We start from the raw sequence: 11,899 nt of genomic DNA on the forward strand, positions 1-11,899 counted from the left end.
ATTTTTTGAAATTGGGTGTTGACACAACATCGTTTCGAGCGAATAATGCGCGCCACTTGGCTACATAGCTCAGTTGGTTAGAGCATAGCATTCATAATGCTGGGGTCCGGGGTTCAAGTCCCTGTGTAGCCACCAAGTACTAAAAAGGGCTTACCGAAAGGTAGGCCCTTTTTTCATGCCTGAAGAAAAGTGCCGGCCGCTTCGCCGGCAAGGCCGGCCCCTGCACGCCCGCAGGAGCCGGCCTGATCCTTTCAGAGCGACCAGCGCAACGTCAGCATCGCATTGCGGGGGTCACCGTAGAAGTTGCCGCCATACACCGTGTTGGTGGCAATGCTCTGGTAGTACCTGGTGTCGAACACGTTGTTCACGTTCAGGCGCACGTCCAGGTGCTCGGAGGCCTTGTAGCTGAGCATCAGGTCGACCAAGGTGTAGGCATCCTGCTCGATGCGGTAGGTGCTGTCGGTGGCGTACCAGTTGTCACCCTTGTTGTAGATCGCATTCTGCCGGTACACCCCGCCGCCGACCTTCCAGCGCTCGAGCTCGCCCGGCAGCTGGTAGGTGGTGAACGCCTTGAACACGTGCCGCGGGATGTCGGTGTCGAACAGCCGTCCCTCGTTGGCCGGGTCGCCGTCCTTCACGTACTTGACCTGGGCGAAGGTGTAGCCCGCGCCCAGTTCCCAGCCCGGCAGCACGGTGCCGTTCACTTCCAACTCGATACCCTCGCTGCGCAACTTGCCCGCCGCCTCGGAGCAGCTGGGCACCAGGTCGGAGCACTGGTAGCGCTCCAGGGTCTTGGCGCGATTCTCCTGGTCGATGCGAAACACCGCGGCACTGGCATTCAATGCGCCGTCGAAGTACTCGCCCTTGATCCCCACCTCGTAGTTCTTGCCCTCTATCGGCTTGAGTTCGCTGCCGCTGGCGTCCTGCTCGGACTGCGGCTTGAAGATGTCGGTGTAGCTCACGTACACCGAATGCTGCGCATCCAGGTCGTAGATCACCCCGGCGTAGCGGGTCAGGTTGCGCGTGACGCTCACGTTGACAGGCTTGCCCAGGCGCGTGCCGTTGCGGGTCTGGGATTCGCTGTCGTACCAGTCCAGGCGCCCGCCCACGATCAGCTTCAGGTCGTCGGCCAGGTTGAAGCGCGACGTGACGTAGGTGCCGGTCTGCGAGGTTTCGCGGTCCTGGTGCCAGTAGTTCAGGTCCAGGCGACGCTTGGGCAGGCTGCCGGGGTCCCAGGCATGGATGTTCATGCCGATCAGGTCGTCGCTGTAGTTGCCCTTGCCCTCGAAGGTCAGCTCGCGGCGGCTGGCCCCCACCACCAGTTCGTGTGTACGCCCCAGCAACTGGTACGGCCCGGTGGCATAGGCGTCATAGCTGCTCTGCTCGTCGTCGTAGTGATACTGCCCCAGGTACTGGCCGAACACCTCGCCCTCATCGCCCATGCGCTCGGTCATGCTGCCGAGCATCTTGAGCTTCGACCAGGTGCGGCTCGCCGCCAGCAGCAGCTTCCAGTCGTTGTCCAGGCGATAGTCCAGGCGGCTGAACAGGGTGGTGTTGTCCTGGTCCCAGTATTCCCAGTCGTTGCCCAGGTAGGTGGAGTGCGAAAGGTGCAGGTCGCTGCCGTCGATGCCAGTGGGCAGGCCGCCCCAGGTGGAGGTGTTGTTGACGCTCTGGTTCGACAGCCCCAGGGTGAAGGTGCTGTTGTCGCTCAGGTCGGCCTCGCCGATGGCATAGAACACCGAGCGCTCGGTATCGGCCACGTCCTGGAAGCTGTTGCGGGTCTGGTAGGCGGTGACCATCCGGCCGCGCAGGGTGCCGCTGTCGTTGAGCGCGCCGGAGCCGTCGACCTCGGTACGGTAGTTGTCCCAGCTGCCGGCACTGCCGGTGATGCTCAGGCGCGGGTCGGCCGTGGGGCGCTTGCGCACCATGTTGATCGCCGCCGACGGCGTGCCCGAGCCCTGCATCAGGCCGGTGGCGCCGCGCACCACCTCGACGTGGTCGTAGATCGCCATGTCGGGCGTGGAGTTCATGTCCCGCGAGAGGTAATGCGACAGGTCGTTGGAGAGCCCGTCGTTCATCAGGTTCTCGACGGTGAAGCCGCGAGCATAGAAGGTCGGGCGCTGCGGGCCGTCCTTGGTCATGGACATGCCGGGGGTGTTCTTGAGCACATCTTCCAGGCTCTGCATGTCCTGGTCGTCCATGCGCTGGCGGGTGATCACACTCACCGACTGCGGGGTTTCGCGGATGCTCAGGGGCAGCTTGGTGGCCGTCTGCATCGGCCCGGTGGTGTAGGAGCCGGTACCCTCGGTGGTGCTCCCCAGCACCTGCCCGTTGATACTGGTGGCGCCCAGCTCCACCGCGCCGTTGGCCGCCGGCAGCGCCACCAGCACGTAGCCGTCACTGCTGGCCTGGGCCTGCAGGCCGTGGCCGTACAGCAGCACGGCGAAGCCGTCCTGCAGGGCATAGTTGCCCTGCAGCCCGGCGCTGGACAGGTTGGCGACCTGGCCGGCATTGAACGAAATGGCCACCCCCGACTCGCGGGCATAACGGCTCAGCACGTCGCCCAGCGCCCCGGCCGGGATGGCATAGCGCTGCACCTGCTGTTGCGCATGCGCCGGCTGCAGGGCCAGCAGCGGCAGCGTGCCGAGGGCTAGATGAACCGCCAGCGCCAGGGCGCGGCTGGGCTTGAGGGGCTTGTGTGAAGGCATGTTCCCGACTCTCCGATGTATTGGCTAATACAAGGACGCACAGGTAACGGGAACTGGAAGCGTTTGATAAGGATTTCTATTCAAGAGTGACTCGCGTGACCCACGGGGTGTAGTGCTGCACCCGGATCGGGAAGCTGCGCGCCAGCAGGCGCAACGCCCGCTCGCTGTCGTCGGCGGGCAACACGGCGGTCACGTTCAGGTGCGCCAGCGCCTTGGCATCGAACAGCAGGTAGCCGCCGTGATTGCGTGCCAGGCGCTCCAGCACCTCGCCCAGCGGCTGCTCCTTGACCATCATCTGGTGGCTGGCCCAGGCCTGCTCCAGCCCGGCGGCGTCGACCGCCTGGAGTGGCTGGATGCCAGTGGCGTCGAAGCGCACCTGCTGGCCGGCGCTGACCGTGCGGCTGCTGCCGGCGCTCTTGACCTCGGTGCTCGACTCGAGCATGGCCAGGCGTGTGCTGTGCTCGCTGCGCTCGACCATGAAGCGGGTGCCCAGGGCACGGATGCTGCCGTGTTCGGTGACCACGCGGAACGGGCGACTGGCGTCCTTGGCCACATCCAGCAGGATCTCGCCGCTGAGCAGGCGCAGGGTGCGCGATTGGGCGTCGAACTGCAGGTCGACCGCCGACCGGCCATCCAGGCTGATGCGGCTGCCGTCCGGCAATTGCTGTGTAGTCCACTGGCCGCTGCCGGTACGGATATCGGCCATCAGATAAGCCGGCGGATAGTGCTGCAGCACCAGGCCGGCCGGCAGCAGCAGGCCCAGGCTGATTGCCAGCGCCTTGAGCGCGCGCTTGCCACGGGGTTGCGGCGCAATGCGCTTGAGCGCCGCGCGGGCCGGCGCACGGGGCAGCTCACGCAGTGGCGCGAGGCTGCCCTGCAACTGGCGCACGGCCTCCAGGTGCTGCGGGTCGCTGGCCAGCCATGCCTCGAAGGCCTGCTGGTCGCCGGCACTGGCGCTGTCGTCCAGGCGCACCAGCCATTCGGCAGCCTTGCGCAGCGTGGCCGCAGGCAGGTTCACAGGGCAGGATCTGTGGCAGCGTGGCAGTGCAGCAGGGCCTGCACCAGGTGGTTCTGCACCGTCTTGGTCGAGACGTTCAGGCGTGCGGCGATCTCGGCATGGCTGAGCCCTTCGAGGTGACGCAGGATGAACACTTCGCGGGCACGCACGCTCATCAGGTCGAGGGCGCGGGCGATGTGCTCCAGGGCCTGGAGGGCGGCCAGCATCTGCTCGGGAGAAGGTGCCTGGTCGAGGTACTCGACGTGCCGGGCGAGCGCTTCGCGGTAGGCCTGTTCGAGCTTCTGCCGGCGCCCGCGGTCGATCAGCAGACGCCGCGCCACGGTGGCCAGGAACGCCCGCGGCTCGCGCGGGGCCACATAGCTGCCGGCGCTGAGCAGGCGCATGAAAGTGTCCTGGGCCGTGTCGGCAGCGTTGTGCGGGCAGTCCAGGCGTTGGCGCAGCCACACCAGCAGCCAGCCGTGGTAGCCCTTGTACAACGAAGCGAGACTGTCGGCGGGTGGGGTGGCTTTCATGTCGGCGGCACTAAATGAGAATGGTTATATCTTATGGCGCCGCTGGTGGGAGATGCAATGGCGGGATCGGTGGTGCGCCTTTCGCTGGCAAGCCAGCGCAGCGGCCAGGCGCTCAGCGCACATTCACGAACACCACCGCCACCCCCAGGCCGATCAACGCCACCCCGATCACCCGGTCCACCATGCGCTGGCGGCGCAGCATCGCCTGGCGCAACGCCTCCCGCGAAAAGAACAGCGCCACCAGGCTGAACCACACCCAATGCGCCAGCGACATGAACGCCCCATAGGCAAAGTTGAGCCCCAGCGAGGCCCCCGGCTGCACCACCTGGCTGTACGCGCTGACCACGAACAGCATGGTCTTGGGGTTCAGCGCATTGGTCAGAAAGCCCGATGCGAACGCCCCCCATGCACCGTGCCCCGTCACCCCCGCCGCGCCCTCCAGGGCCACCGGCGCACGAGTGCGCAGCGACCGATATCCCAGGTAGATCAGGTACCCTGCCCCCACCACCTTCATGGCCATGAACAGCCCCGGCGACTGGCTGATCAGCACTGCCACCCCCAGCACCGTGTACACCACATGCACCTGCACGCCGCAGGCAATCCCCAGGGCGGCGAGCAATCCGCTGCGCCTGCCAAACGCATAGCTGCTGCGTGTCACCATGGCAAAGTCCGCCCCCGGGCTGATCACCGCCAACACGGTAATCAAGGCCACCGCCAGCAATTCACCCACCGTCGATACTCCATGAAATGACGCAGATGATTCTGCGCAGCGCCATTATCGAAAGCTTCAGCACGGCAAAAAAGCGATTTATAGTGGCGCAAATCCGCTAGTTTTCCTCACACATATGAAACTGCCCGCCCTCGCCGCCTTTCGCTATTTCGACGTCGCCGCCCAGACCGAAAGCTTCGTGCGCGCCGCCCAACAGCTCAACGTCACCCACGGTGCGGTGAGCCGTCAGGTGCGTCTGCTGGAAGAATCCCTGGGGGTGCAGTTGTTCGAGCGGCGCAACCGCGCCATTTTCCTCACGCCGGCCGGGCGCGCCCTGCACGACACCACCCTGTCGGTGTTCGAGCAGCTGCACGCCAGCGTGCAACGCCTGCAGCAGGCCCGCGACAACGTGCTGGTGCTGTCATGCGAGCCGACCATCGCGATGAAGTGGCTGATCCCGCGGCTGCCGGCGTTCCATGCCGCGCACCCGGACATCCAGCTGCACCTGGTGGCCGCCGGAGGGCCGGTGGACTTTGCCCGCAGCGGCATCGACCTGGCGCTGCGCCGCGACGACTTCCACTGGGATGCCAGCCTGCACAGCCTCAAGCTCTGCAACGAGGCAGTAGGGCCGGTGTGTCGCGCCGACCTGGCACTGCCCGACAAGGGCTTTGCCGGTACCCGCCTGCTGCACAGCGCCACCCGTCCCGACGCCTGGAAGCACTGGCTGCGCCTGAGCGGCCAGTCGGCCAGGGGCAGCAGCCGCGCCGGCTACGAACACTTCTACCTGTGCATCCAGGCAGCCCTGGCCGGGCTGGGCGTGGCGCTGGCCTCGCGCATGATGGTGCAGGACGAGCTCGACAGCGGGCAGTTGGTGGCACCCTACGGGTTCACCGAGGACGGTTCGGCCTACTACCTGCTGAGCCCCGAGCCCTTCGCTGCCGGCACGGCGCAGCGGCGCTTTGCCGACTGGCTCACGGGCTCTTGAACAGGCTGCGCAAAAACGCCAGCAAGCCGCCCAGGGTGGCGATAGCCGCCAGCCAGCTGACGGCGGGCAAGCCCAGCCACACCGGCCCGGCAGCGGCGATCTGCGGGCCGAAGGCAATCACCAGCGCACTGATCAGCAACGCCAGCGACAGCCGCGTCGAGGCCAGGCGCAACGAACGCTCCAGGCGCTCCAGCCCCGGCACATCGACGCGCATCTCCAGCACACCATGCTTGAAGCGGTTCACCAGCAGCCGCGTCAGCTGCGGCAATTCGCCGAGCAGGCCGCGTCCCAGTTCCAGGCCATCGAGCCCCAGGCGCCTGGCGATCTTCCAGCTCAGCTGCGCCTTGAGCTGAGCCCTGATCGCCGGTCTGGCGGTGGCCACCAGGTCCAGTTGCGGGTCCAGCCGGGTCAGTACGCCGTCGGCGGTCACCAGGGCCTTGAACAGCACCAGCAGGTCGGGCGGCAGCAGCAGGCGGTATTCGCGCATCAGCCCCAGAAAATCCTCGATCAGCGCGCCCATCTTCAGCGCCTTGCCGCCGTGACGCGCCATGTACTCGCCGGCCGCCTGCTCGATGGCGGGCATGTTGCGCACGCCGTCGTCGTTCCAGTCCACCAGCACCGTCACCAGTGCATCGCTGTTGCCCTCGGTCAGGGCGCGCATGAACGTCATCACCTCCAGCCGACGGCGCTCGCCAAGGCGCCCGACCATGCCGAAGTCGATGAAGCCCACGCGGTTGTCGTCCATGGCCTTGAGGTTGCCCGGGTGCGGGTCGCCATGGAACAGCCCGTCCTCCAGCAGCATCTTGATGAACGCGGCGGCGCCGCGGCTGGCCAGCAGGCTCGGGTCCAGGCCCTGCTCGATCAGCGCCTCGCGCTCCAGCGGGGTATGGCTGGGCAGGTACTGCTGCACCAGCAGCCGCTCGCTGCTGTGGGCCCAGTAGATGCGCGGAATGACGATGTACGGCTGGCTGGCGAAATTGGCAGCCACCGCGTCGCAGTGGCTGCCTTCCTGGGTGAAGTCCAGCTCTTCGAGCATGGCCCGGGCCAGTTGCCGCACCATCTTGCGCGGCTGGTAGTCGGCCAGGGCGGTGTTTTGCTCGACCAGTTGCGCAACGCTTTCGAGCAGTTGCAGGTCGGCGGTCATCTTGCGCCGCAGCCCCGGACGCTGAACCTTGACCACCACCTCCTCGCCCCCGAGCAGGCGTGCCCGATACACCTGGGCCATGGACGCCGCCGCCAGCGGGGTGGTGTCGAACTCGGCGAACACCTGGTCCAGTTCGGCGCCCAGGTCTTCGAGCACCTGGGCCTGCAGCTGCGCCCAGGGCAAGGTAGCGGCGCTGCTGTGCAGGGCCTGCAACTCGTCGATCCATGCCGCAGGCAAAATGTCGCTGCGGCTGGAGAGGATCTGCCCGAGCTTGACGAAGGTCGGGCCCAGCGCCTCCAGCGCCCGCCGCACGCGTTGCGGGGTGCCTTCGTCGGCGGGCAGGCCGGCCACCGTTTCGGCCTCCCCCAGCAGCCTGCCCAGCCCCAGGCGGAACAGCACGTCCTGGGCGCCGAAGTTGGCCAGCACCACGACAATCTCGCGCACACGCTGATGATGCTTGAGCGCAGTCCAGGTCGATTCGAGCATTGGGCGGTTCCTCGGGGCGGGTTGATGTGCAGGGGGTGAACTACTTCCGTACCTTGCGGGGCCCAGGAGTTCCTCGCCCCGCCATCGCCGAGCTGTTCAGGAGCTGGGCGCCAGGCGCGGGCAAAACGACGAGTCGGCACTCAGGTCGCCGCCCCAGGTGCGGTAGCCGGCGGTGTCGATATGGATGCGCCCCGACGGGTAGCGGCCAAGCCCCATGTTCCAGGCCTGGCCCTGGGTCTGCCAGAACTCGCACAATGGTCGCGGATCGGCCCACGCCGGCAGCAGCAGGTCGACCGCGAAGGCGCGGGTATGCGCACTGTCGCGGGCACCACCGGCGCAGCGGTTGAGGGTGGGGTTGCGATAGGCCGAGACCACTTCGTAGGTTTTCAGGCGCTGCTGCTCGCCCAGGGTCTTGAGCAAGTGCAGGGTCGAGCGTACCGCCGGCCACTGGTCGGGCGGCGCCACGGCGAACGGCTCGGCGTTGCACAGACGCCAGTCGCTGGCCGAGCGCAGCAGCTGGTACAACGGCACTACCCCATACAGCCGCGCCTGCACCAGCATTTCGCGAAACGCGCGCGTATCGTGGCTGCCCGTCCACTGCGCGAACGACCACAGGTCGCGCTCGTCGGCGTGGGCCGGCAACACGCTCAACAGCCCGGCGAACAGTGCAATGCCCGGATACCCCTTCATGGTCCTGCCCCCTTCCCCTCGTCCTGAGAACTACCCCAGTATGGCAAGCCTTCCGCACATCGGGAGTTCATCGACAAGGAGTTGAACATGCGTACACCTTTTGCCCTGGGCCTGATCGCCCTTGCCGCCAGCAGCGCCGTGCTGGCCGACGCCCGCGTACCGCTGGGCGATGCGCAGCGCGTGACCCGCCTATTCGCCTACCCCAACAACTGCGGGGTGATCTGCTTTCGCGACTGGTCGCTGGAGCGCACCGTGGAGCACTACCTGACCCAGAGCGTGCAGCGCGATGGCTACCCGACCGCCACGGTGACGGTGCGTCGCGAGCACGACCAGCTGCATGCCGACATCAGCGGCGTACCGACCACCTACGCTGCCCCGCTCAAGGCCCTGCTCGACAGCGGCGAACTGGCCTATGCAGGTGCCGACCGGCTCAATCGCGAGGGCAAGTGGGCGTACAACTGGGCGTTGTTCCTGCCGTTGGGCATGGCCCTGGAGAACCGGCGCAGCATCGAGCTGCTGCACTTTCCGCCGGACTACTCGCTGACCCAGGCCCAGGACTACCTGCGCTCCAACACCACCGACCGCTGGGCCCAGCTGCTGACCTTCAACGGCGTGCCGGCGCAACACACCCCGGCCTACCAGACCATCGTGGACATCGCGCCGATTGCCGCGCCAGCCAGTGCCGGCAAGGACCTTGAAGGGGTGTACGGGTATTTCACCGACTACCAGGTGCGCATGGTCAGGGACATGACTGCGGCCGCTGACGGCGCCAGCCTGCCGATGGTGGCGTTCGGTGCGCCGGTGCGCAGCTGGGTGCAGCAGCAGTACGGGCCAGAGGTGAAGGTACTGGGGCTGGTGAGCATCAGCCCGGTGCCTGGGCGCAACGTGCCGGTGCTGGGCGCGAATCACCCGAGCGCGATCTGGTACGCCGCCGACCCGAAGAACAACGACAACGACCCGGACAAGGCCGATGCGGCCGGTTTGCGGATGATGGGGCAGGACTTGAGCGCGGCGTGCTGGCAGGCGGGAATGGGGCGCAACCCGAAGGCTGATGCAAGTGCCACGCTGGGGGCATGCACGCAAAAATGGCAGGTGAAGGAGAAGAAGCAGACCTGCGGGCTGTTTTTCCGCACGGTACGCCAGATGACGCCGGAGCAGGCCCATGCCAAGTGCAATACGGGGGTTATGACGCGGGCGTTACGCAACCTGTAGGAGCCGGCGTTGCCGGCGAAGGCCGCACCACGGACAGGTAGCACGCCCTTCGCCAGCCAGGCTGGCTCCTGCAACAGCCAATGGGCGGTCAGTCCTGCGGACGCAACCGGTACTGCGGCGGCAGCTGCTCGAACCCGCTGATGGTGGTGTTCAGGCTTTTCCACAGGCCGTCCTTGATCCCGTAGATGCACCCATGGATCGACAGGCTCTGCCCGCGATGCCAGGCGTTCTGCACGATGCTGGTGTGCCCCACGTTCGCCACCTGCTGGATCACGTTCAGCTCGCACAGGCGGTCGACCTGCTCTTCCTCGGTCGCCAGCTTGGACAATTCCACACGATGCTCGTAGTAAACGTCGCGAATCGCCCGAAGCCAGCCGTCGATCAGGCCCAGCTGACGGTCCTGCATCGAGGCCCGCACGCCGCCGCAACCGTAGTGCCCGGTCACCAGGATGTGCTTGACCTTGAGTACGTCCACCGCGTACTGGATCACCGACAGGCAGTTGAGGTCGGTGTGCAGCACCACGTTCGCCACGTTGCGGTGCACGAACAGGTCGCCCGGCAGCATGCCGACGATCTCGTTGGCCGGCACCCGCGCATCCGAACAGCCGATCCAGAGGAATTCCGGAGTCTGCTGACGCGCCAGCTTGGCGAAGAAGTCCGGATCTTCCTGCTTGATCGCATCGGCCCAGCGCGCGTTGTTATCAATCAGTTCTTGTAGATCGTGCATGGTCAAGCCTCATGGGAATGCGCATGTGTGACTGGCGCCACCCCGTTCGGGTCACGCCTTTGAATCTTCCCGCCCGTGGCCGGTCCACCCCTTACAGGCCACCCGGAGGAGAATAGACATGACCGAATCACATCGCCCGCCGCATGCCCCGGAACCCCCACCGATCGATACCATCGAGGACCAGATGGGCTCGGTGCAGCCGCTGGACTTCGATCAAGACCCACCGGTGACCGACACGCACTACGACCCCAGCGACGATGACCTGACGCCGGAAACCCTGATCCCCGAAGACGGCGCCCGCTCAGCCGATGAAGTCGGCGGCGACCACCCGGCCGACTGGGACCTGAGCGTAGTCGACGAAGATGACATTGGCGGCGGCAACGGCCTGGACGAGGCCGAACTGGCGCGCCGCGACCCGCTGGACGGCAAGCGCGAGCGCTGAAGGGTTATTCTTCGAACAGCGTGCAGGCCATCACCAGCGCATCTTCGCGGCCACCCGCCACCGGGTAGTAGTCGCGTCGTCGGCCGATCTCGTTGAAGCCGAAGCGCTCGTACAGGCGATACGCCGACTGGTTGCTGGCGCGCACTTCGAGGAAGCACTCGCGGCCGTTGCTGGCGTAGGCGCGCCTCATCAGCTCTTCGAGCAGGCGCAGGCCCAGGCCACGGCCCTGGCTTTCGGGCTTGACGGTGATGTTGAGCAGGTGCGCCTCGTCGATGATCACGTTGATCACGCCGTGGCCCACCTGCTGCTGGCCTTCGAACATCAGCCAGATTTCGTAGTTCTTCAGCCCGTCGAGAAAGATCCCCCGGGTCCACGGGTGGCTGAAGGCGGCGTATTCGATCTTCAGCACGGCATCCAGATCCGCCTCGGTCATGCGGCGAAAACTGATGTTGTCACTCATTGCGTGGTTTCCAGCGCGCCATCAGCCGGCGCATGGCTTGCCAGACGTGCGCCTTGCGGGCGGGCTCGTCCATCAACAGTTCAAGGCCAGGCAAGGCCCAGCAGTTGCCCAGGCCCTCCACCGGCAATTCGCGGTAGTACGCCTGCTCGTCGGCTTCACCGGCAAAGCGCACCGCCGGCAGGCCGACCAGCCACAGGCAGCTGCAGGGCGCCTCTTCAAGGCGGGCCTGGATGAAACCCTGGACAAAATCACGCGCCGCCAGCGGGCCCTGGTCGAGAGTGCCGCGCACCAGCAACGGCCAGCGTACCGGCTCGCCGATGATCTGCGGGCTGTCGGGCAGGCCGGCGGCGCGCAGCATGTCCTTGAGCAGCAGGTAGGACGGGTCGCGGCTCTGGAACGGCTGGCCGGTGACCAGCTCCACCAGCACCAGGCAATCGCCGGCACGCAGCAACTGCAAGGCAAAGCGGGGCGGCGGTACCAGCGCTGGCTTGACCACGGCGGCGGTTTCTTCGGCATCGAGCACCGGCTTGCTGGCCGGCTTGGCGCTGACCGTCGGTCGCGGAATCTCGATTTTTGGCCGCTCGGCCGGCTTGGCAGCCGGTGCAGACGCCTTGGCCACCACTGCCGGCAGCACCACCGGCGCCTCGACCAGCGGTTCGGGTACCCGCAGCAGCTCGGGGCGCGATGGCGCGGCGAACGGCAGTTCGGCGCGCGGCAGCCAGTGCACCACTTGCATGGCGTTCAGGTAGGCGCGGCGGCGGGACTCGGTAAGCAAAGGGCGGCCATCTGTGGATAAGTCGGGGCGA

General features: G+C 66.5%; 12 protein-coding genes and 1 tRNA gene. 4 read left to right on the top strand and 9 right to left on the bottom strand.

Annotated elements, in window-relative coordinates; translation table 11 throughout:
- Nucleotides 1-58: 58 nt before the first annotated feature.
- Nucleotides 59-135 (top strand) — tRNA-Met (locus DN388_RS07025).
- A gap of 116 nt (nucleotides 136-251) precedes the next feature.
- Here the strand turns inward: DN388_RS07025 and DN388_RS07030 are convergent.
- The 4 genes from DN388_RS07030 to DN388_RS07045 all read right to left on the bottom strand — a co-directional run bounded on the left by DN388_RS07030 (nucleotide 252) and on the right by DN388_RS07045 (nucleotide 4,968).
- Complete coding sequence (locus DN388_RS07030; protein ID WP_254998004.1) at nucleotides 252-2,708, bottom strand: TonB-dependent receptor; 2,457 nt, start codon at nucleotides 2,706-2,708, stop codon at nucleotides 252-254.
- 76 nt (nucleotides 2,709-2,784) lie between these two features.
- Entirely contained in the window at nucleotides 2,785-3,726 is a 942-nt protein-coding gene (locus tag DN388_RS07035; RefSeq protein ID WP_052504321.1) for a FecR family protein, read from the bottom strand.
- Nucleotides 3,723-4,238 (bottom strand): sigma-70 family RNA polymerase sigma factor, encoded by a 516-nt coding sequence (locus tag DN388_RS07040; protein ID WP_043864306.1) that lies wholly within the window; start codon nucleotides 4,236-4,238, stop codon nucleotides 3,723-3,725. Before DN388_RS07040 ends, DN388_RS07035 begins: the two co-directional genes overlap by 4 nt.
- A 112-nt stretch (nucleotides 4,239-4,350) precedes the next feature.
- The gene (locus DN388_RS07045; RefSeq protein ID WP_254998016.1) at nucleotides 4,351-4,968 is read right to left on the bottom strand and encodes a LysE family translocator; all 618 of its coding nucleotides are present in this window, start codon (nucleotides 4,966-4,968) and stop codon (nucleotides 4,351-4,353) included.
- Nucleotides 4,969-5,083: 115 nt separating this feature from the next.
- Between DN388_RS07045 and DN388_RS07050 the strand changes: the two genes are divergently transcribed.
- Nucleotides 5,084-5,932, top strand: coding sequence for a LysR substrate-binding domain-containing protein (locus DN388_RS07050; protein ID WP_043859822.1), 849 nt, complete (start codon nucleotides 5,084-5,086; stop codon nucleotides 5,930-5,932).
- Here the strand turns inward: DN388_RS07050 and DN388_RS07055 are convergent.
- Complete coding sequence (locus DN388_RS07055) at nucleotides 5,919-7,562, bottom strand: AarF/ABC1/UbiB kinase family protein (RefSeq protein ID WP_254998022.1); 1,644 nt, start codon at nucleotides 7,560-7,562, stop codon at nucleotides 5,919-5,921. The genes DN388_RS07050 and DN388_RS07055 overlap by 14 nt on opposite strands.
- A gap of 96 nt (nucleotides 7,563-7,658) precedes the next feature.
- Entirely contained in the window at nucleotides 7,659-8,252 is a 594-nt protein-coding gene (locus tag DN388_RS07060) for a D-Ala-D-Ala carboxypeptidase family metallohydrolase (RefSeq protein ID WP_054916259.1), read from the bottom strand.
- Nucleotides 8,253-8,339: 87 nt separating this feature from the next.
- On the opposite strand from DN388_RS07060, the gene DN388_RS07065 reads away from it, so the two are divergent.
- Nucleotides 8,340-9,464 carry a hypothetical protein gene (locus tag DN388_RS07065; protein WP_043859819.1) on the top strand — a complete coding sequence of 375 codons (1,125 nt, stop codon included), beginning with the start codon at nucleotides 8,340-8,342 and terminating at the stop codon, nucleotides 9,462-9,464.
- Nucleotides 9,465-9,552: 88 nt separating this feature from the next.
- On the opposite strand, the gene can is transcribed toward DN388_RS07065, so the two are convergent.
- Nucleotides 9,553-10,191, bottom strand: coding sequence for a carbonate dehydratase (gene can, locus DN388_RS07070; protein WP_043859818.1), 639 nt, complete (start codon nucleotides 10,189-10,191; stop codon nucleotides 9,553-9,555).
- A 118-nt stretch (nucleotides 10,192-10,309) separates the two neighbouring features.
- Between can and DN388_RS07075 the strand changes: the two genes are divergently transcribed.
- On the top strand, nucleotides 10,310-10,633 hold the full coding sequence (locus DN388_RS07075) for a hypothetical protein (protein WP_043859817.1): 324 nt from the start codon (nucleotides 10,310-10,312) through the stop codon (nucleotides 10,631-10,633).
- 4 nt (nucleotides 10,634-10,637) lie between these two features.
- Here DN388_RS07075 and rimI read toward each other — a convergent pair whose 3' ends face one another.
- Nucleotides 10,638-11,093: a ribosomal protein S18-alanine N-acetyltransferase gene (rimI, locus tag DN388_RS07080; protein ID WP_116052767.1), complete on the bottom strand. Its 456-nt coding sequence runs from the start codon at nucleotides 11,091-11,093 to the stop codon at nucleotides 10,638-10,640.
- A complete protein-coding gene (locus DN388_RS07085) occupies nucleotides 11,086-11,868 on the bottom strand; it encodes a hypothetical protein (protein WP_043859815.1) in 783 nt (260 codons plus the stop codon). The genes rimI and DN388_RS07085 overlap by 8 nt, the downstream gene beginning before the upstream one ends.
- Between the last annotated feature and the right edge of the window lie 31 nt (nucleotides 11,869-11,899).

The sequence above is a fragment of the Pseudomonas sp. S12(2018) genome, from assembly GCF_024355235.1.
GTDB lineage: Bacteria > Pseudomonadota > Gammaproteobacteria > Pseudomonadales > Pseudomonadaceae > Aquipseudomonas > Aquipseudomonas palmensis.